General features: G+C 38.1%; 22 protein-coding genes. 6 read left to right on the top strand and 16 right to left on the bottom strand.

The window, feature by feature from the left end:
- Window positions 1-298 precede the first annotated feature (298 nt).
- The 7 genes from EHR07_RS14070 to EHR07_RS14040 all read right to left on the bottom strand — a co-directional run bounded on the left by EHR07_RS14070 (window position 299) and on the right by EHR07_RS14040 (window position 7,565).
- On the bottom strand, window positions 299-1,018 hold the full coding sequence (locus tag EHR07_RS14070) for a hypothetical protein (RefSeq protein WP_135745647.1): 720 nt from the start codon (window positions 1,016-1,018) through the stop codon (window positions 299-301).
- Entirely contained in the window at window positions 1,018-1,776 is a 759-nt protein-coding gene (locus tag EHR07_RS14065; RefSeq protein WP_135745646.1) for a hypothetical protein, read from the bottom strand. Before EHR07_RS14065 ends, EHR07_RS14070 begins: the two co-directional genes overlap by 1 nt.
- A gap of 15 nt (window positions 1,777-1,791) precedes the next feature.
- Entirely contained in the window at window positions 1,792-2,517 is a 726-nt protein-coding gene (locus EHR07_RS14060) for a hypothetical protein (RefSeq protein ID WP_135781385.1), read from the bottom strand.
- Between the two features lie 13 nt (window positions 2,518-2,530).
- Window positions 2,531-3,529 carry a hypothetical protein gene (locus EHR07_RS14055; RefSeq protein ID WP_167882455.1) on the bottom strand — a complete coding sequence of 333 codons (999 nt, stop codon included), beginning with the start codon at window positions 3,527-3,529 and terminating at the stop codon, window positions 2,531-2,533.
- 115 nt (window positions 3,530-3,644) lie between these two features.
- The gene (locus EHR07_RS14050) at window positions 3,645-5,345 is read right to left on the bottom strand and encodes a hypothetical protein (protein ID WP_135745643.1); all 1,701 of its coding nucleotides are present in this window, start codon (window positions 5,343-5,345) and stop codon (window positions 3,645-3,647) included.
- Window positions 5,346-5,353: 8 nt separating this feature from the next.
- Complete coding sequence (gene lpdA, locus EHR07_RS14045; protein ID WP_135745642.1) at window positions 5,354-6,781, bottom strand: dihydrolipoyl dehydrogenase; 1,428 nt, start codon at window positions 6,779-6,781, stop codon at window positions 5,354-5,356.
- Window positions 6,782-6,824: 43 nt separating this feature from the next.
- The gene (locus EHR07_RS14040; RefSeq protein WP_135745641.1) at window positions 6,825-7,565 is read right to left on the bottom strand and encodes a class I SAM-dependent DNA methyltransferase; all 741 of its coding nucleotides are present in this window, start codon (window positions 7,563-7,565) and stop codon (window positions 6,825-6,827) included.
- Window positions 7,566-7,642: 77 nt separating this feature from the next.
- Between EHR07_RS14040 and EHR07_RS14035 the strand changes: the two genes are divergently transcribed.
- Genes EHR07_RS14035 through EHR07_RS14020 form a run of 4 tightly spaced genes read left to right on the top strand, consistent with a single transcriptional unit; the run spans window position 7,643 to window position 11,859 of the window.
- Window positions 7,643-8,773 carry a hypothetical protein gene (locus EHR07_RS14035; RefSeq protein ID WP_135745640.1) on the top strand — a complete coding sequence of 377 codons (1,131 nt, stop codon included), beginning with the start codon at window positions 7,643-7,645 and terminating at the stop codon, window positions 8,771-8,773.
- Window positions 8,774-9,289: a chemotaxis protein CheX gene (locus EHR07_RS14030; protein WP_135573676.1), complete on the top strand. Its 516-nt coding sequence runs from the start codon at window positions 8,774-8,776 to the stop codon at window positions 9,287-9,289.
- A 6-nt stretch (window positions 9,290-9,295) separates the two neighbouring features.
- Window positions 9,296-10,333 carry an alpha/beta hydrolase gene (locus EHR07_RS14025; RefSeq protein ID WP_135745639.1) on the top strand — a complete coding sequence of 346 codons (1,038 nt, stop codon included), beginning with the start codon at window positions 9,296-9,298 and terminating at the stop codon, window positions 10,331-10,333.
- A 44-nt stretch (window positions 10,334-10,377) separates the two neighbouring features.
- Window positions 10,378-11,859: a DUF342 domain-containing protein gene (locus tag EHR07_RS14020; RefSeq protein ID WP_135746302.1), complete on the top strand. Its 1,482-nt coding sequence runs from the start codon at window positions 10,378-10,380 to the stop codon at window positions 11,857-11,859.
- Between the two features lie 11 nt (window positions 11,860-11,870).
- On the opposite strand, the gene msrA is transcribed toward EHR07_RS14020, so the two are convergent.
- Together msrA and mtnA are read right to left on the bottom strand one after the other, a co-directional pair.
- Entirely contained in the window at window positions 11,871-12,380 is a 510-nt protein-coding gene (gene msrA / locus EHR07_RS14015) for a peptide-methionine (S)-S-oxide reductase MsrA (protein ID WP_135745638.1), read from the bottom strand.
- Window positions 12,377-13,450, bottom strand: a complete 1,074-nt coding sequence (mtnA, locus tag EHR07_RS14010) for an S-methyl-5-thioribose-1-phosphate isomerase (RefSeq protein ID WP_135745637.1) — start codon at window positions 13,448-13,450, stop codon at window positions 12,377-12,379. Before mtnA ends, msrA begins: the two co-directional genes overlap by 4 nt.
- Window positions 13,451-13,570: 120 nt before the next feature.
- On the opposite strand from mtnA, the gene EHR07_RS14005 reads away from it, so the two are divergent.
- Window positions 13,571-13,837 (top strand): sigma-54 down-regulated protein, encoded by a 267-nt coding sequence (locus EHR07_RS14005; RefSeq protein ID WP_135745636.1) that lies wholly within the window; start codon window positions 13,571-13,573, stop codon window positions 13,835-13,837.
- Window positions 13,838-13,874: 37 nt separating this feature from the next.
- Here EHR07_RS14005 and EHR07_RS14000 read toward each other — a convergent pair whose 3' ends face one another.
- Genes EHR07_RS14000 through EHR07_RS13985 form a run of 4 tightly spaced genes read right to left on the bottom strand, consistent with a single transcriptional unit; the run spans window position 13,875 to window position 18,076 of the window.
- Window positions 13,875-14,585, bottom strand: a complete 711-nt coding sequence (locus EHR07_RS14000) for a hypothetical protein (RefSeq protein ID WP_135745635.1) — start codon at window positions 14,583-14,585, stop codon at window positions 13,875-13,877.
- On the bottom strand, window positions 14,582-16,399 hold the full coding sequence (locus EHR07_RS13995; RefSeq protein WP_135745634.1) for a CHAT domain-containing protein: 1,818 nt from the start codon (window positions 16,397-16,399) through the stop codon (window positions 14,582-14,584). The genes EHR07_RS14000 and EHR07_RS13995 overlap by 4 nt, the downstream gene beginning before the upstream one ends.
- Before the next feature lie 12 nt (window positions 16,400-16,411).
- Window positions 16,412-17,122, bottom strand: coding sequence for a hypothetical protein (locus EHR07_RS13990; RefSeq protein ID WP_135745633.1), 711 nt, complete (start codon window positions 17,120-17,122; stop codon window positions 16,412-16,414).
- Between the two features lie 36 nt (window positions 17,123-17,158).
- The gene (locus EHR07_RS13985; RefSeq protein ID WP_135745632.1) at window positions 17,159-18,076 is read right to left on the bottom strand and encodes a sigma-70 family RNA polymerase sigma factor; all 918 of its coding nucleotides are present in this window, start codon (window positions 18,074-18,076) and stop codon (window positions 17,159-17,161) included.
- A 45-nt stretch (window positions 18,077-18,121) separates the two neighbouring features.
- Here EHR07_RS13985 and EHR07_RS13980 point away from each other — a divergent pair, with 45 nt between their 5' ends.
- Entirely contained in the window at window positions 18,122-19,036 is a 915-nt protein-coding gene (locus EHR07_RS13980) for a M23 family metallopeptidase (protein ID WP_135745631.1), read from the top strand.
- 41 nt (window positions 19,037-19,077) lie between these two features.
- Here the strand turns inward: EHR07_RS13980 and EHR07_RS13975 are convergent, their stop codons facing one another.
- The 3 genes from EHR07_RS13975 to dnaE all read right to left on the bottom strand — a co-directional run bounded on the left by EHR07_RS13975 (window position 19,078) and on the right by dnaE (window position 25,668).
- The gene (locus EHR07_RS13975; RefSeq protein ID WP_135745630.1) at window positions 19,078-20,976 is read right to left on the bottom strand and encodes an AMP-dependent synthetase/ligase; all 1,899 of its coding nucleotides are present in this window, start codon (window positions 20,974-20,976) and stop codon (window positions 19,078-19,080) included.
- 88 nt (window positions 20,977-21,064) lie between these two features.
- Window positions 21,065-22,117, bottom strand: coding sequence for an AraC family transcriptional regulator (locus tag EHR07_RS13970; RefSeq protein ID WP_275067123.1), 1,053 nt, complete (start codon window positions 22,115-22,117; stop codon window positions 21,065-21,067).
- 53 nt (window positions 22,118-22,170) lie between these two features.
- On the bottom strand, window positions 22,171-25,668 hold the full coding sequence (gene dnaE / locus EHR07_RS13965) for a DNA polymerase III subunit alpha (protein WP_135746301.1): 3,498 nt from the start codon (window positions 25,666-25,668) through the stop codon (window positions 22,171-22,173).
- Window positions 25,669-25,682: the final 14 nt, after the last annotated feature.

Here is a 25,682-nt window from a genome sequence, read left to right as displayed (position 1 = left end):
GTTACGAATCGTTCCGTCGAGATTGATTGCGTCACCATTAGAATCTTTTAATTTTAAATCCTTAAGGCTTTTGTTTACAGTATCTAGGTTTTGGTTAATTTTACCAATTTTAGTTTCCCTAACTTGAATCCCATTGGCAGTAAAAGTTTTAGTGGCATCTAGTTGGTTATATCCGTCAGAGAATAGTTTTTTCTCAAATAATGTTTCCCTAATCTTCCCGTCACTACCAATCTGCTCTATTAGTTGGAAACGGTGAACTTGGGGGAAGGAGAGAATAGATTAGTATAGTATACTAATCTTACGGATTACTTAGTGTTTTTCCTTCTTTCTTTAATCTTTCATACAGTTCGCTTTCCTTTTCCATATATCTTTTGCCACCCTCGACTTCTTCTTTTAGGCGCAACTCATATTCTTTAACTGCGTCATCATAGAATTCAGGAAGTTGGTTAACACAGTATTCCATTGTATTGTAACGTCGACTGTTTTCATTGGAAACTGGAAAGACAGGTACGGCATAACGTGCCCTCCTTTTAAAAAACTTATCATTCCCCCCGGTTCTACTATTAAAAGCAGAGTAATCGTCATTTTGGGAATTTTCTTCTATAGTATTTCTATTCGAGGAGATATAAATGTAACTTTTTTTATCAGACTTGGACCCTGATCCCCCGACAAAGATGAAAACTTTGCCTCCATTCTTGGCTTGTACATACAAATATTTATCATCTTCGAGTAAAGGAAGGTCAATGATTGGTTTTTTCTTTACATACTGTTCATTATAAAAGGCTGCTCTGAGTTTTTTATTTATAAAATTTATTTCCAAACAATACCTTGGAACAATTCGTAATTCTTCTTCGGTAAAGGAGACTTCTGCTACCTCTGCTATGGTGTGACCAGCATCATAAATAGTAGGTCTACTTACTTCCAAAGTTAACCCTCGGTATTTTTGGCACGATGTTGAGAAAAATGAAATCGGAATGCATCCGAAGATAACTAAAAGTATTTTTTTAATTAGATTCATTATTTCGCCTTTACATCCGTTGTGAACAAACGCAATATATTGAGCCCCTTCCCTTTTTCAGCGCTACCATGATTCAGGTCCAGCCAGTCTACATTTTGACGGATTGAGGAAGAATGATCGTTTATCATTATTGAAGGCTGTCCATTATTTATGTAGACTCTTCCTAATGTAAAATGGTTGTGAATGCCGTCGCCGTTCGTATCAATGCTTACTTGCACAACACTACCTTCAGTGACACGTCCTGCATCGATGGCCCGGATAAGTTTTTCGGACAATTCACTGTCACTAAGTGGATTTTCGGGATCAAAAATACTTCCATTCATTTTTGAATTTCCTGTATCAACTACCGAGTATGTCACCTTACCGTTTACATCTGGTGGGTTGCGGTGGAGACTAATTGTGTGACCATCATGGACTCTCAGGGTTACAGCAGTAAGGTTGTGTTTAAGTAAGTCATCTCCAAGACTTTGATACCTTCGATCTCTTTCTTCTACTGTCATTGGCAAACTATCCGTTTTCCCTTCGTAAAATTTAGTCCTTTCGAATGTTCCGAGCCCTTGAGAATAGTAGCTCAATACGGCTCCAGTATCAACTTCCATATTGCTTTTTTTGATTAAATTATTATCAACACAATTCTTAATAAATTTATCAAAGTCAGGTACGACATCACCCAGATTGCTTTTTAAAACGGCCAAATCAGAGAATGCAACACACCAACGATCTCTTATGAATTCTGGACTACTTTCGGTTCCAGTCAAGGAAGTCGCACATTTTTATTTTTCATAACCCAAGGGATCTTCAACGTCAGCTTGTAGTTTTCGTTTGTATTTGATCTCATATTTTTTTACAAGATCAAGAAAATCTGAAATACTTGCACCTTTCCAATTTTGCAATGACAAGTAGTTTAAATTTGGAAGATCTAATATGCAAGCGAGTTCCTTTTTACCTTCTGATGATTTTAAAATACTTAAGAGGTCAATGGTTGAAAAATTTCTAAGCGTATTACAAAAATTAAATTCGCCATTAAACTGAATGTCATCCAATCCTAAACTTGATATTCCTGTTTCGGCGGAATTACAATGATTCAGACTTTGATCTAAAATAAGATTTTGAATAAGCAGGCTCTTCTGGCGTTGGTTCGATATTTTAAATAATGAACAAATTAATTTTAAATCCACTTTTTTACTAGAAATAGCAACTTCTTCTAAATTCGACCAATCACATTGACGAATGTTTCTAAAGAATAAATCATCAAATTCTTCGTTGTGTATGCCAAGTGATTTAATCTTAAAGTTAAGGCAAACCTCGCTTATTGAAAAATTCTTTACATTGCTTGATTTGTGAATTACCAGAGTAACCAAGTCAGCATTCTGTTTATCTGGCGTTAGTCTGATTTTTCGTGAAATCAGGTCAGCTTTCATGCCTTCCTTTGAAGTGCGGTTAATTGCAGTTGTTTGGCATGATAACAAGAATAAACTAAAAATTAGTATTGTCTTCATCGCGACTCTCACTTCATTCTATGTAATCAAATCGTCGTGGAAGGTAATCGCGATACACATTTGTAGTGCCATAGCTGCCCAATTTTGAACTTAATGGATCATTGGGATCGAAAATACTTCCATTCATTTTTGAATTGCCAGTATCAACAACGGTGTAAGTAATTTTTCCATTAACATCCGGTGGATTCCGATGTAAGCTAATTGTGTGCCCTTTCGAGTTTATATCTTCTTTTACTCTTAGAGTAATCACCTGGGGATTATGATGTTTTAGAATTTCACCACCTAGCTGTTGATATACTCTTTCCCTTTCCATGCGTAAATCTACGTTGGTATCATTTTTCGCCAATGTCAATTCAGTTCTTTCAAATTTTCCTAATCCGTGAGAATAATAATTAACAACTGATTCTGTCATCACCGTCATATCCACTTTATTAATGAGATTATTTTTAACACAATCCTTTATAAACTGATCAAAGTCAGGAACCGCATCCCCCAAATTTCCCTTCAATAATGACCAATTTGAAAAAGCTACACACCAACGGTCTCTAATATATCCTGGATCACTTGGAGAATTTGTGTCGCTCACAATTCCAAACGCAGTAGCAAAGGCTTCTACTGAGGATTTACTTTGGTAAGCATCTGTTGCCGCCAAGTTTTTAAAATACTCAGCATCTCTTGGTGTACCAATCACAAATTGACCCGTTGCTGGATTGATAGTAATCGGGAGTTCCTTGTTCAAATAGACGGCAGGGATTGTGGTAATCAGTTGTTTTGGATCAGCGACAATACCCTTTAGTTCTGCTGTAACATTTTGTAGGTTTCCATCGCCATTAGCAATAACAGTATCAAGTGTATCACCATACCTGTTATCAAATGCTTTTTCTAAATTATTCATCCTTTCTGTCAATTTATGGAAAGCATCTTTATCTTCTTTGCTAATCGTAGATGGATCTTGATGAAGCAACTTGTCTTTCATCAGCTGATGTTCTTTAGTGACAGCATCCAATTCCAACGCACTTTTCCTCATATCCGAGGAAAATAATGACTTAATCATTGGATCAGTTGCTATACTTGCAGCAACTGCGAGTCTTTCTTTTTGTTTGTAGACTTAATCGTATTTCTTTAACTCAAATGACTCTGAGTTTGATATTTGACCCTGTAATTTTTTTTTCAGACTCTAATGGATTCAAACGATCAATATCCTTTTGGATTGTCGTATCCGAAGAATTGACTTGTATTAAAGGTTTAGTTATACCGTCTTTTGTTATTGTTAAACCTGTAAGTTGTATCTTTAGTTTTTCATATTCAGCATCTTTTGCCTTTAAAGTTTCTTTATCTTTTTCATAACCACTATCCAGTTCCCCAAGCTGTTTTAGAATTTTCTGTGGATCTGGTTTTGGAATTTGATCTACAGATGTTTTGATAATACCTGGAAGATTTTCCTTTAAAACCTGGGTCCCATAGCTTTCATTCAATTGGTAAGTTGATGGTTTATCGAATACAGGTACTGTTACTTTTAAATCGTTATTTCCGAAATAAGAATTTAGCGGTAGATTTATATTCATCGCATTGATTACTGAGATTGCCTGTAATCTTTCTTTAAGTGGTAAGTTGTTGATATCACCTACTAATGCATCCATGATGAACTTAACATCACCTAATGTTTTCGCAGTATTTAATTTTTCTATAAAGTCTGATTGTAATTTGATGATTTTGTCTTCAATTCCTGCGTCTCTTTTAACTGGCTCTTCATTTCTTGAGTTTACTTGAAAACCTTCCGAATTCGTGGCATCATTTTTTGTATCACCTTTGGTTTCTGCAAAATAAGCCTGATTTCCATCATCATTGGTTAAAACTTTAGGAGCATGAGTGTTGGTGATATCTTCAACGTTGTCCAAAAATTCCTGACTTGGTATTGAAGAATCAGTTGTACCCATAGTAACCTGAGTAGATTCGACAGGAGCTTGGAAAGCGCCTTGGCCCGTAGAAATATCGTTATCTACCGAAGTAGGAGGATCCAAAAGAGCAGAACGGGGATTTTCCGAATCTGATCCATTTTCATAATCATTATCAAGACTTGGATTCATCTGATCCATAGAGTCAGAATTAGCTAAATCGGAACCTGGTGTATCGTTGTTTCTATCAAGATCTTGATGATCCGCAACATCGCTGTTGTCGTCCTCTTCTCTTCTTCGATCTCTCTCCAACACAACCGTCTCACTTGCACTAGGTGCTGGTGTAGCGGCACCTCCTGCAGCTGGTATAGGTGACCCACCAAACAGTCCGGTCACGACAGCGGCACCCCCCGCAAGTAAACCCGCTAGAGCTTGTCCAGCGTTAGTCATATCATCAAAGAAATCATTTTCATTTGGCGGGGAGTCTTCACTACCTATACCCTTTGGGTTTTGGTCATCTTGCGTTCTATCTTGAGCGGCGTTTATGTTCTGTTCGGCGAAGTTGATTTCATCAAGTTGGAATCCATTGGGTCCATTGGTTGCGATACCAACACCGGTTAGCTCTGCGGAAGTGGACATTCCATCCTGGTTGAAGGTAGAAGTAAGACCTAAGTTAGATCCAGGATCAGTATACCCAATGCTACCAGAAAGTCCAGTACCCGCCATATCATACATGAGAGAGAAGTTCCAATCCCGTCTTGGTCCTTCCCCTGTAGGGTTGTAGTTTAGGCCAATATTAGCAGCCCCATTGGTGGTGACGTCACCAGCAAGTTGGACACCACCTGCAAGGGAATAGGAACCTTGTACAGTGGTATCACCGCGTTGCGAGAAAGAGATGCTAGCATTTTGGGTAGTGTTTCCAAGTCCGATCATACCACCTACTAAATATTAATCGCCTCACCAAGCACCGCCGCCGCACTTTCCATAATTCCTTCCGATAACGTTGGATGGGCATGGATGGTATTAGCAAGTTCCCGAACTGTGATCTCCATATTAGCACCTAGCGTCAATTCTGCGATCATTTCGGTGGCCCCACTGCCAATGATATGGGCTCCTAAGATTTCCCCGTGTTTTTTATCAGAAACAATTTTTACCATTCCTGTTGTGTCCCCTTGGGCTTGGGCACGGCCACTGGCAGTGAATGGAAATTTACCAACGGTGATTTCATATCCCATTGCCTTTGCTTTTTCTTCCGTAAGGCCTACGCTTGCCACTTCCGGATGACAGTACGTACATCCAGGAATATAAGAATAGTTGAGTCTTGCGATTTGTAGATGGTGCGGGTTACCGACTCGCACAGAAATATCTTCTGCCGCACGAATGCCTTCGGCACTGGCTACATGGGCGAGAGCCGGTGTGGCAATACAATCCCCAATGGCATAAATATGATCCACAGTGGAACGGTAGTTCCCAACAAAATCCACAAATCCATTTTTTAATTTGATTCCAATCTCATCTAAACCAATATTTCCTGTGTTAGGTGTTATTCCCACCCCAACAATCACCTTATCAACGTTCAACTTTTCTTTTTTTGCGGACTTACGATCTTGTATGGTAAGCTCCACTCCCGCATCCGTAACCGAAGCCGTTTCTACTCCAAAACTCAAATACTGTTCAATACCTCGTTTTTTAAAACTTCGTTCTAAAATTCCAGAGATTTCTAAATCTTCATTGGGAAGGAGATGGTCTTGGAATTCAATGATGGTTACCTTAGAACCCATACTGGCATAAAAATCCGCAAACTCCACTCCAATGGCCCCCGCCCCAATGATGGCAAGGTTAGGAATGACTTTTGGTTCGATCATGGCATCTCTTGCCGATAACACACGTTTGCCGTCAAAGGGTAAAAAAGGAAGAGCTTTGTTTTTTGCACCCACCGCTAAAATATAAAAGTCGGCAGTATAGGTGGAAGGTTCACCGGAACTTGGCTTTACTTGGATGGTTTTGGAATTTTGGAAACGGGCCTCTCCACTGATCACGGTGATTTTGTTTTTCTTCATGAGAAACTCAACACCTTTGGCCATTTGGTCTGCCACAGACCGAGAGCGTTTGATCACGGCATCAAAATCGGCTTTGATATTGTCGCAGGACAAACCGAAACTAGCAGCATGTTTTAGATGTTCCAAAACATGTGCACTTTCTAACAGGGCTTTGGTGGGAATACAACCCCAGTTCAAACACACTCCGCCGAGTTTTTCGCGTTCCACAAGACAAGTTTGTAATCCTAATTGTGCAGCACGGATGGCAGCGACATAACCGCCGGGCCCTCCTCCAATAACGATGACTTGGAAATGGTTTGGACTAGACATAGGTTCTCCCAATAGATTGGGATACCGTACGAAAAATGGAAAGTCAAGACCTCTTTTTGGCGACGATGAGCATCCTTGCGCCGGTTTTTATATATTTTTCACCGTCGTAGTTGCTATAAACATGGAGAACATCAAACTTATTATCGTCTAAGAAATTTCGAACTTGCGGAAAATGAAAGACACGCATCGTATGTTTGTCTTTCAAATCTTTTTGATTCAAATTATATACATAGTTCACTTCGACTATGGCCACATCGTCTGCTCTTGTTAATCGAAATCCCCGATTCCTACGAATCGAAGTGGCACCTTGGCGCACATTACTCACAGTGGTGATGGGTTTTCGTTTGATGCGGTGAATAGGATCTGCATTCCAAATCTCTAAAACCAAAAGCCCGGCTTGTTTTAAGTTTTTATAACAATTACGTAGGAAATTTTGAACCAAATCATCGTTGATAAGATAATTGAAGGTTCCATACAAACAAATCACTGCATCTACAGGTTGTTTGGCGACGTATACTTCCATTTTCCCCAATTCAAATTGACAATGGGGAAAACGGACCTTAGCAATCTCCAACATCCTTGGAGAACCATCCACACCCAGTGGTTTAAAACCCATTCCTTGGAGTTCTTTGATATGTTCCCCCGTCCCACACCCAATGTCTAGAACTGTATGTATTTTATGTCGCTTAAATGTATCTCGCAGGAAAAGGATTTCTTCCGAAAACTTGCGACTGGGTTCTTCAATGGTAAAATAGTATTCGGCCAATTCGGAATAGAGTTTCATTTGCCCCTAGCGGAAAGGGAAAATCAGTTCAGCGAATCCCCATTTTACCCGTTATTGTAAGTAACGGCTAAGAAACCATGAAACGATATACAATTCCTACAATTTTTTTTATGATTGGAGTCATCCTTCAATATACATTCTATTTTTCCTGGGTGAGTTTTACTCTCCTTACCGTTTCCTGTTTATTACTCGCATTATTTTTGTACAGTTTGGATTTCCAAAATCCAGAATCTTCCCAAACTTCAGAACCTCATTCGAATCCGAATGAATCACTCACACAAATTCCAAAAACAGATGTTGTTTTTGATACGGAAACTTCATTACCAACGAAAGCCTCCAACGCCGAACCAAAAACAAAAGAAATCCTTTGGAAAAAAGATCCTGTGTTATTAGCCCGTGAAGAGATCCAGGCCGAAGAAAGATTTTTATTCTGCGAAACAGTAAAAGAATCTCCATTTCCTTTTTCTTATGAAAAACTCAGTTCCATCCAATACTTTTACTATGACGGAAAAGAGTTTAAGGAATGTTTTTGGCAAAAAGCAGAAATGTTAGTCGAAACAGATGACAATGCAGTGGAATGGAATGAATACGAAGAAAGTAGAATTAAAGAACTACTCCCTGCCATTTCGATAGGCAAACGTAAGTTATATGTTCCATTAACAATCAATGCACATCTATTTGGTTTTTTATGTTTTTCCACCAAAGACACATGGAATGAATCTGAAATCCAATTTTTCTGGGAAAAATCTACCATCATTTCCGAAAAGATAATGGCCAAAAAAGAATACGCCAAAGTGATGAAACATCCGGTTTCCAAACTTTTTAATACATCACATTTTTATGCGATGGCTAAGTCCCTATTTGAATCAAAGGAAAATGTCACACTTATCCTTTTCAAATTCATCAATACAAACTTCCAAACAGAAATTGCCATTGGACTCAACGTACTCGGAAAACAAAATGCCAGTATCGGTTTAGGGTTGTATCAATTGGAAGAGGACTTATATGCAGCAATGATTCCGAATGATAAACTCGATATTTTTTCAGATTTTTTCAAACAGTTCATTGAAGAACTCGATAGCCTTGGATATCCATCCGAAGTAGCCCTTGGTTATTCCAACCAATCCATTCCTGGAATCAAATTTGATATTTGGATTAAGGCTGCATACAAATCTTTAGAAGAAAGTATCCTTTACCACGCAGCTTAAATGGATCCACTCATTGATGAAAAATTCATTCTGACGGTTTCGCAAGTATTGCCGGAACATTTTCAAAAAACCTTACTAATCTATGCAGAACGTGAGGCCTATGGTCCTTCCAAAAACGAAGGGCTGTGTTTTGAAAACTGTACACTTGTTGAATTTGTTGGTGATATCAATGGGAAAGTATATTTAGCATTAGATGGTTATACAAAACTAAAACTCCTTCCAAAAATTGCCAAAGCCTTTCAGATTGATCCAACATCGCGTTCTCATTCTGCATCCATCATGATGGAATTTGCAAACCAGATCGCTGGAAAATTGATCACAGAAATGAGACTGGGACGTTACGAAATTGACATTTTGCCACCAGAGAATTTAAACCATAAATTAGTTCCCATCTCTCTAGAACATTTTCGCCAATACATTCTTATCTTCAATCTCAAAGACAGAAGAGGAGAAGAATATATGGGTCGTCTTTATTTGATTTTATTGTTGGAAAAATTCCCCACTCCCAAAAACTAAATCTGAATGAAACCTTATGTTTTGGCAATTCCTCTCGTTTTGAGTTATGCCGGGTTAAAACAAAAAAAATCTTTAGAACGTAAGGAACTGCGACTTCCCGATACGGGAAGAAGGGCATTTCATTTTTATCCCACAGGAAAAAATCCAAATTCGCTACCAGGTGTTTATATCCAACATGGTATGAGTGCTATGGGTATCGATGACCTTAGGATTATAGAACTAGCAGAAAACATTGCTAGTTCCAATCATAGTGTGATCCTTCCTGAACTTCCAGAAGTGAAAGGCTTAAGGATCGAAGAAAAAACTATTTCCAATATTCAAGATTTAATGATGGAAATTCACTCCGCAAAACAATTGTTCAACGGAAAGGATTTAGGATACTTATCAGCAAGTTTTTCTGGTGGAATGGGACTCATTGCCGCTTCCAAATCCAACACAAGAAACAAAATCAAATCATCGATGGTGATTGGTGCTTATTGTAATTTTTTAGATACGGTTCCCTTTGTTTTTTCAAATTACCATATCGATCCTTATGCCGTGTATGTGATTCTTTTTAATATGCTCCATCGTTTTGAACCAAAACTGGCAGAAGAGTTAGAATCTGTTTATTACGAAGCCGCTTTGGACAATGGGCTAAAAAGGTTAGGAACTGATGCCCGGTCGGAAGACCTCTTGAAAAAAACATCTTCCCAAGCGAAAGAATTTTTTTCCCAAGTGGGAGCGGATGCAAACTTCCGCATGCAATTGGCAAAACGAGTTCTAGACACTGTTCCTGAAAATCTCCCGGAAAATCTTTCCCCTTTTTACCAGTTGGAAACTTTGGAGGGTCCTGTCTCTCTCCTACACGGACAGACGGATTCTGTGATTTCCCCTGAGGAATCAGAAAAGTTGGCTCTCCTCTTTCAGAAAAAACGAATTCCCTATGTCCACCGCACCTCCACTGCCCTCACCCACGGGGATAGCCTGCCCCTCCACTCCCAGATTTTCGGAGTCCCTGCCCTCCTCCAAACGTTTGGAAGTTTTCTATATTGGCTGAATCGATAGAAATTCTCGTTTCTCCTAAAAAATATGCCGATACTTTTAACAGAATGGACGTTAAAAATGCACCGGACTTCAATCCGGAACGGGGACTGAAAATCCAAATCTCCGAGGATCGGCTTACAGCAACTTTGGTTACAAAACCAATATGGTTGTTAGGCGGTTCGATGAGCAATATATTAATTTACGAAGCTCTGGACAATGCTTCCATTCATAGAGATCGGATTTTGATGAAAGAGGTAGACAAAGCCGCCATCGAAATCGACAAAATCCTGAAAGATCCCACCAAAGTAAAAGAAGATTTTAATTTTAAAGTAGCTGAAGGGAAACCCGCCAAACAAGGCGAAAGTGGTTGGATTAAATTTTATTTTCCTAGAGCACAACGTGTTGTTTTGAAAGATGACGGGTCCGCAGATTATAGAAATATCAATAAATATGTACACGTTAAAGAAGGCGAAAGACTCGCTACCTTGTTTGAAGGAATTGCCGGCGAACAAGGAATTGATGTTTTAGGAAATCCAATTTATCCTAATCCCATCGATAGACCAAGGCTTACCTTAGGAAAAAACGTCCTTCCAAAAACCGTGGAAGATCCAGAAAAACCAGGTCGCCAACTCAAAGAATATTTTGCATCTCTCAGTGGAGTTGTGTTTTCTACAGACACATCTCTCACTGTTTCTCCTGAATTAAATATTGAAAGTAACATTGGCCTTGGAACCGGTAATATCAACTTTGAAGGAACCATCCGAGTGAAAGGAACCATCGAAGAAGGTGCCATTGTTAATTGCCAAGGTTCTTTATATTTAGATGGAAACGTAGAATCATCCGATGTAGTTGTGGGTGAAGACTTAGAAGTCAAAGGTGGAGTGAAAGCGAAAGGCAAAGGTGTCATTCGCATCAAAGGTGATCTTCGCGCGAAATTCATTGAAAATGCCAATCTCGAAATTGATGGAGATTGTATTGTTGAAAATTTTATTTTAGGAAGTAGAATCCTTTGTTTAGGAAATGTAATCCTAACGGGAGAATCTTCCTCTATCATTGGATCAGATATCATTTCTTACCAAGGAATTACTGTATCTTCTCTTGGTTCCACTGCACAGATGGATACCATTGTAGAAGTAGGATTTCATTTCAAAAATGATAGACTGTTAACGGAAGGGAGTTCTAGACTTGCTGAATTTGAACGAGAGTTAGAAGCACTTGTACCAGAGATTCAAAAAATCAAAGAAGTGGTACAAAGATCTCGTGGAAAATTAGATGATGCCAGAAAAGAAAAGTTCAAAGAAATCTTCGATGCTTATCAGAAAAAAAACAAAACCGTAGAATTACTCAGATCAAAAATAGAAGAACTAAAAGGGGCACGTTACAACCAAGACAATGTTAAAGTGGTTGTACGAAATACTGCCCACCCAGGTGCGGTCATCAAATACAGAAGACAAGTGGAAAAAATTACAAAAGCTCAAACTGCGTTTGTGATGAATTTCTTTCCAAACCAAGAAAAAGCTATGTTAACCGCTTTTAAAGGGAAATAACCTTACTACGATTATAGTTTTAAACCCAGTTTTTTTAATTTGGGAAAAATTACATAATGGCAGTAGGGATTTTGCGGATTTAAAGTAAAATAATTCTGGTGGTACTCTTCCGCAGGATAAAACTCTGGGGCCGCGGAAATTTCTGTCACAATGGGATCAGGAAATAAATAGGCATGTTTTCTTTTTGATTCTACAGCTAATTCTTTTTGTTTTTCATTTAGATAAAAAATAACAGAACGATATTGTGTCCCGACATCATTCCCCTGTCTATTGAGTGTAGTGGGATCATGGGAATTCCAAAAGATTTCCAATACTTTAGAATAAGAAATCACTTCTGGATCAAATTCAATTTTTATCACTTCTGCATGACCAGTCGTGCCAGTACAAATCTCTTTATAGGTCGGATGGGGATTGGAACCACCTGCATATCCAGAGGTAACAGACAGAATACCTGGTATCCTAAGATAAACAGCTTCCGTACACCAAAAACATCCACCGCCTAAAATTGCAAATTCCGTCATACACTCTTTAGACGATCAGAAATCTCTGAAGGAGGAAAACATCCGAATTCTGTGATAAAGTTTTTAATTAAGTGTGCTTTCGTGATATCAAAAGATGGATTGAGAGCCCTTGCACCCAAAGGTGAGGTTTTTCCCTCGGGAAATAAATACTTTCCATCGGCATCTTTTAAAAAATCAAATTGTGTCACTTCTGATTCTTTTCTCATTTCAATAGGAATTTCTTCGCCTGATTTCAAATTTAGATCAAAACTATCTTTGGTAGCACAAACATAAAAGGGAACTCCATGTTCTTTGGCAACAATCCCTAAATTGTAAGTTCCAATTTTGTTGGCAGTATCTCCATTTGCTGCCACCCGGTCACATCCAACGAGCACCGCATCAATGTTTTTATGATTCATCAACCACCCAGACATTCCATCTGTGATGATATAACATTCAATTCCCTCTTCCATCATCTCAAAGGCAGTAAGCCTAGATCCTTGCAAAAATGGTCTAGTTTCATCCGCATAAACCACTACTTTCTTTCCAGCATCACGTAAACTTCGAATGACCCCAAGAGCTGTTCCATGTCCAGCTGTCGCGAGTGCTCCCGTATTACAATGAGTGATGATATGAAACTCAGATTGGTTTTCTGGGAATAAAGAAACTCCATTTTCCCCCAAAGCCTTGTTTGCTGCCAAATCGTCTTTCATCATTTCCAAACCATACGATTCCCAAATTTTGGCTATGGTTTCCCAATCCTTGACTTCTTGGATTCTGTGTTTTGCTTCTCGAATCGCATAACTCAAATTGACGGCAGTGGGACGAGATTCAAGTACAGAGGAAAGCAATTGCAAAGTTTCTTTTTCAGTGACACCACCTGACTTAGATTTGGCGCCTAAGGTGAGTGCGAAAACTCCGGTAATGGCAATGGCTGGTGCTCCCCTAACCGCCATTTCACGAATGGCAACAATAGTATCTTCGGCGGTGGATAATTTTAAAAATTCCTTTTTCCCTGGCAAAATACGTTGGTCGAGAAGTTCTAAGTAGGTCGATTTCCACTGGATGGGTAAAAATTCCGGGTGAGTCATCGATCCACTTTTTTGGTGCGATACGGAAAAAAAATACAAAAACGGGTTGACGAATCCATGTGCACCGCACAAAAAGGGGTAGTGCATCGCACAAAATTAAACCGAAAAGGAAAAATGAAAATGGAACAACAAGTAAAAGACGGACTAAACTTCATCCTAGGCGCAGTAAACACTGCAAAAGTAGAAGCAGAAAAAGCAATTTCTGAAATCAGCTCAGGATTCCAAAACTTAGCAGCAAAAGGTGCGCAAGACCAAAGCGAAGTTTCTGTTAATCTTAGAAAATACCTTCAAGAAGGAATTTCTCAAGTAGAAACTATCATCGGAAAAGCAAACACTGTTGTTGCTGAAACAAAAGCAAAAGTAGCAACTGTTACATCAAAAGCTTAAGCAAAAATTTATTCCAATCAAAACCCGGATAAGACCTCTATCCGGGATTTTTTTTACTAAAACCTTCTTTCCACTCTTTCCAAAAATCTCCCAACTCTTTGGTAAAATAATCTTCCAAAACTTCAAGATCAGAAAAACTCTCATAATTGATTTCAAAGGATGTGAAATTTTTTTCCGCCGAAGTTTGTAACCTCGTTCGAAACAAATCCATAAGTTCTAAACGAAACTCTTGAAACATAGAATCAATATTTAGGTGAATCAATTGAAAATACCTTTCGATTGCACTGGAAAAAATATGATCTGCGGATAAAAAAGAATACTCAACCGAGTCTTTTGCCACTTCCACAAAGAAAGTTTCCCAAAGATCAGCCAATGCACTTTCTTTGTTTTTACAATCATAGGCTTGGCAAATGGAAGCACCATAAAAAGAAAAATTTTGGCTTTTTGGGTCTCCCGTAAAAATGGGATGAATCATACAACCAATTCGTTGTTTGGCGCTATCTACGTATCCCAAAAAGGGACAATTGTAAGTCATCTCATCTTTTTTAGGAATGAAAACTTCTTTCGTTTCCCTTTCTTTACGGTATATTGGAAAGGTATGACGAACTTCAAAATCTACGGTAGACTGAAATTCGGAAGTTCTTTCTAACAAAAGTGTTTTAAATTCTTTTGGTTGGAGTTTTAAATTAAATAAACCACAGCAGGCACCACAAGAGACGTTCCCAACTTCCGGATGGCATAAACTCAATTCTGCTTAGCTCCTAAAACAAAAGGAGTAAGTCCATTAAAGACAAGTTCCAAGTCCCCAGTTTCTTTTTTTTCTTTAAAGTAAGTGGGAAAAGGAATCACAATTTTACGACTTTCATGTAAAAGGACAAGGTTTCCTTTGTGTTTAGAAAGTTGTTCTTGTAATTTGTCTTTGGATCCAGGAGAAGATGGATACAAGTAGGCAGGTTTAATCCCTTTAAAATAAAAATGGGGATTATGATTTTCTGAAACAAGAAGAATACTTACTTTTTCTAATTCGGAAAACTCAAGTAACATATTTTCTAAAAAGAACTGGAGAATGATTTGGTAAGATTCGATTTCTTCTTCTTGGATTTCATCTCTTTCCCAAGATTCCATCCATCCTACAATTTTAAAAATAGTTTCTTTTTGTTCGTGTAAAACAGGTAATGCCAACTCTAAAATACTTGCAATTTTTAGTTTTTGAAAATCCCAAACACATCCGTAGACAAGTTCCCACCATTTCCTTAAGGTAACCGCATCATCAGGGTTATTTGGTATTGATTTGTTCATTGCATGGGCGGCATGATCACTAAACACCATCATCCCAACCACTTGACTGATTGCTTCAAACAACTTAGCCAAACCGAGGATATTGTTTTTACCAGTTGTTTTCGATTTTCCTGAGTTCACTAACTTGGAATAAGCAACGGCAATCGGTGTAGGATAAAATTCTAATACTGATGTTGGATTTAAAATCTTTGCTGAATGGAAATTTCTTCTTTCTTTTACAAATAAAGAAAAATCTGGATTACCATACAATGCATAGTTTGCCCAAGTTAAATCATTGGCATGATAGTTCCGTCTTGCAAATTCTTTGGACAAAAACAAAGACTCACCTACTGATTTGTCAGAAAACAAAAAAGTATAAAACCTTACGGTAAAATCGATGGTTCTTTCATTGTCTAAAATTTCCCAATTGGTACCGACAAAAGTTTTGATACCGGCAGTCAAAAATGCACCTGCATACTGGTTCATCACATTTGTATTTAATTTTTTGCCGGCTGACTTTGCAGACATACAAGAATTGGAAAATACTAAATCAGTATCAATGCCAGTTGATTTAATTTCACGTGCTTTTAATACTTTTCCGTCAGATAATAACCAACCGTTCTCCAATGAATCATCCGAAAAATGAAGGTGTCCTGAATAATGTATGATATGTTTATCTTTTATTAGAGAAAGTAACTTTAGTTTGGTGACCTGTTTGCCACCTATAAATTCTAACTCTAAAAGATGTGTAGGAACCTTTTGGCTAAGAACAGAAAACAAAACCTCACCTTCTTTTTGCGCATGAGGAAGGTCTTCTGTCGGATCGGCAATGATGAGCATTTTGATCTTTCTGTTTTCATGGTGTGTAGGACGGTGTAACCCACCTCGAATGGTTTTTCCAATCCTAAACTTGTCAGAAAGGAAACTGGTTCCATCATGTAATAATTCCCAAGGAACTAAAGCAAGGGTTGGATCAATATTAAAATGTATGCTATGTTTGGTTGTATTTTTTAATTTTTCAATAATCGATTGTGGAAAAAACTGTTGGTAAAAGGTTTCACCAAGGATTTTTAAATCTTGTAAGATATCCGCATTGAGAATTTGGTTTGGTTTGGAAAGAACCGATTGAGAAACGTGGACAAGTCTTTCCACTTCTCCTAAATATTCTAATATTAAATCATCGTCTAGCGTAGACTGAATATGGGATTCTTCTACAGGAAGATGGTCTTCCAAAACATTGAAGATATTTACGTTACCAACTCTATCGATGATTAGGGAGAGCATGCTCCCATGAACCTATCCAACTAGGATAGACAAGTCAAACGATTTTGATTGGCCAGGACCAACAAACTCTATGGTGTAACTACCTGGGACTAAACCTGAAAAACTCGCACTCCCTTCTAAGCCGATTTTACTAGAAAGAATAAACCTTCCTTCTCTACGTAAGTTCACTTGTTGAAAAGCCGGAGTTCCTTCTGCCTTCACCGAGAGGTAAACCTCTCCCTGGTTTTCTTTTACAATTTGATAATAAAACTTTTGGTTTTCGCTAGTGGTTTCTTCAAAGATAACCGCATTCGCATCACCAGAACTAACCTCTGCCGAAGCAGAACGCATAGAGGGAGCAAATTCCAAACTTTCCCGAATTTGTAAAGATTCCACAAGACTATCGATCACTCGAATCCCTGACTTAGTGAGTCGAACGATCAAACTGTCTTTCTTTTCAGGCAGGATCAAATTTTGGCGGGTATATTCTTTTAAAAATTCTGGCAAAGGAAGTGGCGCTTTCGTCATCACCAACTCGGCTTTCGTTAGATCCAAGGATTCGGCGAAAGGGTGTTCCGACACAGTCTCTTGCCGTAAATGAGCAAAGAAGGTCTCCTCACAAAACAAGAAAGCTTCCTGTAAATTGGGATGATTTTGCAACTCACCCTCACTCGGAAATTCGCCTCGGATAAAAATCTCTCTAGCCAGCTCCATCGTCTCTACGTTAAAACCCTGATCTTCCATGTCAAACTCCGCTCTCTTAAAGTATGACGAAGGAAATCAGCCCTCTCCAGCCATCGAATGCATTTTTTTTTGCATTTTTTCGAGAACTCTTAGCAAGGTCACACTGACACCACCTTCGGAAATCCCTAAGATTTTGGCAATCTCTCGATAAGGGGTTCGGACAAGAAAATGGCCTTTTTGTTTTTTCTCGATTAATTTCTTTCTCTGCTCATACTTTTTGGACAAAGCATGGTCCAGTCTCTCTTTATAATATTGGGCTTCTACGGAATCCCCTTGGGCCTTTGATTTTTTTTGTTCCTTCAAATCCAGAATATTCAAATACAGAGATGTGATTTTATCTTCCATTTTTAAATTTTCTTCTTCACGGCCAGAAAGTTCTTCTCTGAGTCTCAAAATTTCAAGTCGGATCTCTTCCTCAGACCGGTTTGTTTTTTCAGCGATATAATGAACCTCTTCTGGATCCAAATGCAGGTAATAAACAAAGGAGAGTTTAAAAACTACGCGGTTTTCAATTTTGATTGTGGATAGTACGGAATGGAACTGGTCCGACACATCAATGGCCAAAGCCAAAGCCTCGGATCTCTTGTCTGGTTCGTCCTCGATGGTGCTGTATTCTTTCCCTTCTTTATTGACTTTGGAAATGGTTTGGGTTTTGACTTCGCGTTTGGTGCGTTGCCAATCGATGAGTAAGTTTCTCAAAACCGAAAAAAACCAGGTTTTAAAACTAGATTTTCCCACAAAACTTTTGAAACGTTTCCCCGTTTTTAACCTTTCAAAAGCATAAATATAATAGTCGGAAGCATCATCCTCGCTCAGATGAAAGACTCGAATTGGGAAATTGTATATGTCTTGGGAATAAATATCAAAAAAAGTGCGGAGTGCCTTCTCATCGCCGGCACCACATGCTTTGACAATCTCTAAAATTTCTTCAGTGGTATAAGAAGTCTGTTTCATTATCTACTTTCCAAAAAAGGAACCTGCCAGGAGACTTCTCTAAACATGAGAAGTATTGTTGTAGTATTCAGTCTCTTGGCAAGTTTTATTTTCGCAGAGGAACCAGTCTCCGATATAAAACCGGAATTTGTTTGGCCCATCCAAGGTTTGGAACTGCCAGGTCTTATCACAAGTACCTTTGGTGAATCCAGAAAAGACCACTTCCACAATGGTTTGGATATTTCTTCCGTTTTCCAACCGGTTAAAAGTATGAGCCAAGGATTTATACTATACTCCCGTTATGCGGAAGATGATCCTTTCGAAGAGGAACGTGGTTCCGGGAACATTGTCTGGATTGCACATAAAAACGGTTATGTGAGCGGTTACTACCACTTAGGTGGCACAAGAAACGAGAAAGTTAGGACAGGCAAACAAGTCTCTGCTGGGGATACCATTGGAATTTCCGGGAATACAGGACACTCTACTGGGGGCCACCTTCACTTTGTTTTGGGGAAGGACTATGGAAAAACACTTCTCGATCCTCTGACCTACCTTCCTCCCGTAGAAGACAATATGCCTCCCCAAATAGCCAACCTCTTCATCCATGTGGGAGAAAATTACACCAATTTAAATGATGGCGACAATATCAATGTATCCAAAGCCTTCCCACTGACTGTCAGTATCATTGATGGGGGAATTAAAAATAGCCAAAGGAGAGGGATTAAGGAAGTAAAATTCCTTTTTAATGGAGAGGCTTACAAACAGGCAAATTTCGAATCCCTTCGATTTGAAGATGGGAAATGGAAAACAAAAGAAGGCCATAGTTTTGATGATCTTTTTTTTAAAGACAGGTATTTGGTGGGAGTTTTGAATTTAAAGGCAGGAGAAAATGTCATCAAAGTTCAAACTAAAGACTTTAGCGGACAAAGTGCCGACAGAAGTTTCAGTATCAACATAACAAGGATTAGTGGAGGAAACTAAGTCCTCCACTAATAAAATCTAATCACTGAATTTGTTTATTTTCAGTTATTGGAATACAATTTGGCAATTTCAGATTTGTATTTCTCTGTAATCACATGTCTTTTTAAAGATAATTTGGCAGTTAGTTCATCACCCACTTCAAACGGTTTTGGTAATATCGCCACTCCAACCACTCTTTCAAAAGATTTGAATCCAGTTTGTGCATTTACTTTTGCTTTAATTTCAGATTCTATTTTTTGAATCACTTCTTTTTGTTTCCAAAATTCCCCAGATAATGGTTCATCAAATCGAGAAACATTCGGGTAAACAAGAACACTCAAATACTTTTGGTCTTGGCCAACCACCATACATTGGTCAATCCATTCCGATTCTAAAATTTTCGATTCAATGGGAACTGGCTCTACGTTTTCACCACCTAACAGAACGATTGTTTCTTTGGATCGACCCACAATCCTTAAATTATGATTTGCAGTGAAAATTCCTAAGTCACCGGTATTTAACCAACCATCCACCAACACTTTATTAGTAGCATCAGGATTTTTATAATAACCTGCCATCACCTGTTTTCCCTTCACATGGATCTCACCTTTTCTTCCAAATACAAATTTCCCAACCTCTGTATCTAAAAAAACTTCTCCTGTATGAAGATCCACAAGCCTTAAATTTGTTTTTGGGAAAATACGACCTACAGAACCAGGAATGATTTCTTCAAAGGTTCGCATAGCAAGGACAGGTGCCGTTTCAGTCATACCATAACCTTCTAATACAGGAATTCCAATTGTGTTAAAAAATTCATCTACATGATATGGAAGTGCTCCCCCACCAGAACAAGAACCGCGAAGTTCACCACCAGTTGCCTTTCTAATCTTGGACAATACTAAAAAATCAAAAAAGAAATGTGGAACACATACCAAAAAGAATCTAAATAAATGATAAACAAAACGAAGGATTTGTTTCCAAAATACTACTGGATGAATATCCAAAACATTTCCAGTAATCACTTGTCTTGAAATAAAAAATCTTTTCGCAAAGAACATAGCAATTTGAAACATTTTTTGTTTGGTTGCAGAAGATTTGGAAAGAGTTCCTAAAATACCAGAATAGATACTTTCCCAAAGTCTTGGTGCAGAAGCCATAAAGTGTGGTTTAACAAATCTTAAGTCTTCTTTTAAAGTACGAACACTGCTGTAATAAGTACAAGCTCCGTAGTATAAACTAAAGATTTCAAAAATTCTTTCAAAGATATGCCAAACTGGTAAAATTGATAAGGTTCTATCTCCCTTTTGTAACCGAATCGGAAGATTTTTAAGTTGGAATAAAATATTCCCATGTGTCAACATCACTCCTTTAGGAGTACCAGTAGTTCCCGAAGTATAAATCATCGTAAATAAATCAGATTCTTTGATAGTAGAATTTAAAAAAAAGGAATCAGATGGATCGGCTTTACGAAGTTCCTTACCTTTGGCGACTATCTCTTGTAAGGTTGATATTTTAATTTTCCTAGAACTTAATTCTTTATTCCCTTCTTTCGGAGGATAGAGAATGACAATTTCTTTTAAATATTCCAACTCTGATTCCAAACGAATCACTCGTTTGAATACAGTTTCATTCTCTACAAAAAGAATTTTTGATTCCGAATGATTCAAAATATATAATATATCTTGGTCGGTGACATCAGAAGCCCTCGGAACATCAACGGCTCCAAGTAATGTCACCGCAATACTTGTTTGTATCCACTCGTATGCATTGTCAGCAAAGATGGCCACCTTTTCTCTTTCTGACAAACCTGAACGCAATCCAAATGCTAAATCTTTTGCATCAATGAGTAAGTCGTCGTAAGTTTTATACTGATAAACGCCAGCCCCAACTCGGGTAGCAAAAGCATTTTTGTTTCCGAATTTGGCTGGAAGGTTTAAATAAAAATCAATCATGGTTCGCATGGAATTTCCTCGTTACAAACCAATTCTAATTTAGATTTTTACAACTGTCGTCTTGAGGAATTCTTTGAGACTTCGAAATTGTGTGGACTTAAGCCAGTTTTGATTGTTTGCGAAACTCGGAAGGGGTAGATCCAACCGTCTCCAAAAATACACGGTTGAAGGTTGATTTAGAATTAAACCCAACAGAATCTGCTATGGAAAGTATGGATCTTTCTTCTGATTCCAATAACAAACGTTTTGCCTCATCGATCCTATATTGATTGATGTATTGGTAAAATCCAAATCCATACCGTTTGTGAAAGTATTCAGAAAGTTGTCCTGGTTTGACCTCTGCCATCTCTGCGAGTTTAGAAAGACTCAAGTCTTCATCACAAAACACTTTTTCACACATCAATTCATACAATCTTTGGTCGATGGTTTCTAACTGAACTGAAACCAATTTGGATTTTTCGTATTTGTTTCTTTGGATGCTATCACGCACATCAGAAACAAATGGTGCCCAAAGTTCTCGAGTAAAATAATAAAAATACATAAGAACAGGCAATAGATAGGCACTGAGTTTACGAAAAAAAGGAATTTGAAACGTAAATCCAATACTGCCTAGTAATAAGTCGATCCAAATTAGAAGGATAAAAATTAAAGAGTAAATGGCTTTCTTTGTAAAAAAAACAGACAACCTAACGTTAGGAATCCACTCTTTGATTAAAAAAGTTCCTACAGATAACAAAATGGATATCTTAATACCAAAGTTTAGTCCAACGATAACTGATCCATATTCCGTTTTACCAAGTTGTTCCAAAATTTCCAATTGTTGCGTATTGGATTCTAGATAAAATGGAATCAAAAAAATAACAGATAGAAAGGCAGGAACAAAATGATAAATTTTGATATGGATTGGTTTCTCTAAAAACAGGTATTCCAAATACAAATAAAGTAACGTTGCAGAAAGAAATACGAAGGGAATATGCACTAAGGCTATGGTAGGAAGGTATTGGTAAAACCCAGTGAACATAAATGCTCCGGTGAGTAACCAAAGCCCTGTAGAAAACAAAACAAAAGACCAAACAAATCCAGAGGTATTTCTATTTTGTATTAAATTCGAAAGGGACCAGACCAAACAAAATACTGATCCAGAACCCATCCAAAGAAACTCTAATAATAAAGTTAATGAAAGAGAAGTTGTCGCCACCGATTTTATCCAAATACTCTGACTTCTTCACCAACTGTATAACGAACCATTCCTTTTCCAAGTATATCGGTTAACATCTTCATAAGGTCAGGAGTGATTTCAATGGAGAAATGGTCGTGAGCTCGAATAACTTTTTTTTCGTCACCATTTCCAACCAAATGAAAGAACACGGAAGAAGCACCTCTATGTACGGAGAGAACATCTTGTAATTTTAAAATGACATCTCTATTTTTTTCTTCCATCATATTAATAGTTAAATGAAGAGTTTTCTCCATTTTCTTTTCAATGGTAACGGAATTTAGTTCTTCGAGTTTGTTAACAATAATCTGACCTTTTAACTCTGATTCGTCGGCATCCAGGCGTTCCAAAATCCCACGAATGAATACTGTATTGTCTTCTGTGAATAAATGTTTAAATTCGGCATAAGTTTTAGGGAAGGCAACACATTCAATTTCCCCTGTTTGGTCCTCTAACATAAAGTTCACAAACTCTTCTTTTTTCTTTGTGAGTTTGACTACTTTTTTGGAAAGAACTCCCGCAATCTCAACTTTCGATTTGGGTCGAACCTCTTCTAAATTTTCGATGGTTGTTGGCTTTAGTGTTTTTAATTGTTCTGTAAATTTATCTAGTGGGTGGCCAGAAAGATAAAGTCCTGTAGTTTCTTTTTCCCTCTTTAATAATTCATCCACATTCCATTCTATTCCATCTTTGGGTAAATTGAGATTTTCTTCCCCACCACCGTTTGCGCCGCCAAATAAAGAAAACTGACCTTCTTTTTCTTCCGCCTGCTTTTTGTTAGCGTAGGTTAAGATCATATCCGTGGATTCGAAAATGGTTTTTCTTGTATAACCAAAAGAATCAAAGGCTCCCCCTTGCGCAAGAGACTCTAAAACTTTTTTGTTAGCAAGCCTTGTATCCAATTTTTTGGTGAAGTCACTTAGTTGTTTGTAACCACCAATGGAATTCCGATTGGCGATGATGTTTTCTGCTGCAAGTTCCCCGACACCTTTGATGGAAGAAAGACCAAACCTTACTGTTTTATCATCAGTGATTTCAAAAGAAATTCCTGATTCTTTGACATCGGGCCCTAAAATGCGAATACCCATTTCTTTAGCATTGTTTATGTATTTTACAACATCAGTAATTTTCGAATGGTCCCCTGATAATAAAGCCGTTAAGTATTCAATGGAATAATTTGCCTTTAAGTAAGCTGTTTGATAAGTAACAAAGGCGTAAGCAACTGAGTGAGATTTATTAAAACCATACTCACCAAATTTTTCTAACTGTTCAAAAAGTTCGGTGGCAAGTTTTTCGTTAATCTTTTTTTCGATCGCACCTTTTACAAACTTCTCTTTCAAAGCAGGAAGTTTTGATTTGTCCTTTTTGGCCATCGCCTTACGAAGAACATCCGAGTCTCCCACTGAATATCCACCCATGATTCGTGAAATACCCATCACCTGCTCTTGGTAAACAACCACTCCGTAGGTTTCACCCAAAACTTCTGCTAAACTTTCATGAGGGAAAACAACTTTCTTTTTGCCGTTTTTACGATCTAAATAATCATCCAACATCCCCGATCCCATTGGACCAGGACGATATAACGCAAGCAAGGCGGCAATCTCTTCAAATTTTTGCACTTGTGCTTTGGCAAAAAGGTCACGAATTCCTGAAGACGAATCTAACTGGAATATACCTAGAACATTTGCTTTTCGTAACAAACTAAAGGTGGCAGGATCATCGAGCGGAATTTTATCTAAATCAAGTAAAACACCATGACGTTTTTCGATAAGTTTTGTGGCATGATGGATGGTCGTTAAGTTTTTTAAACCTAAGATATCCATCTTAATGAGTCCCACTTGTTCCGACATATTTTTGTCGTATTGGGTAACAATAGAACGTCCATCTCTACCTGGCTCACTCACCGTAGACAAAGGAACAATTTCTTCCAGAGCTGTTGGAGCTATGACAACACCGGCCGCGTGTCTTCCCACCTGACGATAGTTACCTTCTAGTTTCTGAGCAATATAAAATACTTTTTTGTTTAAATCGGATTTTTCGGCAATGTCACGAAGGTCTTTGGATGTTTCTACAGCTTCTTGGATGGTAATTCCCAATTTTTTGGGAAAGAGTTTACTCATTTCGTTCACTTCAGAAAACGGAACATTGAACACACGAGCAACGTCTTTAATGGCAGCTTTGGCAGCTAAAGATCCAAAGGTGATGATTTGACCTACGCGGTTCTCACCATATCGATGTTTGATGTAATTAATTACTTCTTCCCGTCTTTCTACGCAAAAATCCGTATCAATATCAGGCATATCCTTTCTGTCGGGGTTCAGGAACCTTTCAAAAAGTAAATTATAACGAATGGGATCCACATTGGTGATTCCAAGTGCATAAGCAATGATTGATCCCGCTGCGGAACCACGTCCTGGGCCGACAGGAATACCTGCCTTTCTAGCAAAGTTAATATAATCCTGAACAATGAGAAAGTATCCGGCAAAATGCATATTTCGAATTGTTTGCATTTCATATTCTGTTCTTTCTCGTACAACAGGCGTTATCTCATGGTACTTTTCTTTAATACCTTCCCAAACCAATTTTTCCAAATAACTATCGGTATCAAAACCAGCAGGAACTTCAAAAGGTGGTAATAAAGGATTTCCAAATTGGAAATTAAGAGAACATTTATCTCGAATGGCTAAAGTATTATAAAATGCATCTGTATGATCAGGGAAAAGGCCCAACATTTCTGCGGGAGATTTTACATAAAAATTATCATTAAATCCAAAACGCATTTCATCATCGATATTCTTACGCATACCAATACGAAGTAAGATGTCTTGCGCCTCCCTATCATCTTTTGTTAAAAAGTGGGAATCATTGGTAAGAACGAGTGGAATACCTGTTCGTTTGGAAAATCCCATAACCGCTTCTGCAACAGTTCTTTGTTCTGGAATTCCGTGGTCTTGGATTTCTAAATAAAAATCTTCTTTGCGAAAAATTTCATGTAATTTACCAGCTAACGCATACGCTTTGTCTTCTTTGCCTTCTAAAATCTTTCGGTTGACTTCTCCCGCAAGACAAGCGGTCAAACAAACAAGACCCTCACTATGACGTTCTAATAAATCGTAATCAATTCTAGGTTTGCGATAAAACCCTTCTGTAAACGAACGACTTGCTAGTTTAATGATATTTCTATAACCAGTTTCATTTTTACAAAGTAAGATGATGTGATAAGCACCGCCGTCAGCAATTTCCTCTAATTCTGTTTCGGCACTTCGCGAAGGTGTTACATAAAACTCACATCCTATGATGGGTTTGACATCATGTTTGACTGCTTCTTTGTAGAATTCGATGGCACCATACATGTTTCCGTGGTCGGTTATGGCGACAGAACTCATACCTAGTTCCTTCACACGTTTCATGAGATCACTGATCCGTATGGCTCCGTCGAGCATGGAATAGGTAGTATGCAAATGAAGGTGGGCGAAATCTTGCATGGCTTGGTGACATA

Source organism: Leptospira bandrabouensis, assembly GCF_004770905.1.
In the GTDB taxonomy this organism is placed as follows: Bacteria; Spirochaetota; Leptospiria; order Leptospirales; family Leptospiraceae; genus Leptospira_A; species Leptospira_A bandrabouensis.
The sequence above is the reverse complement of the archived record's forward strand: the minus strand, read 5'-3'. Positions and strand labels throughout refer to the sequence as shown.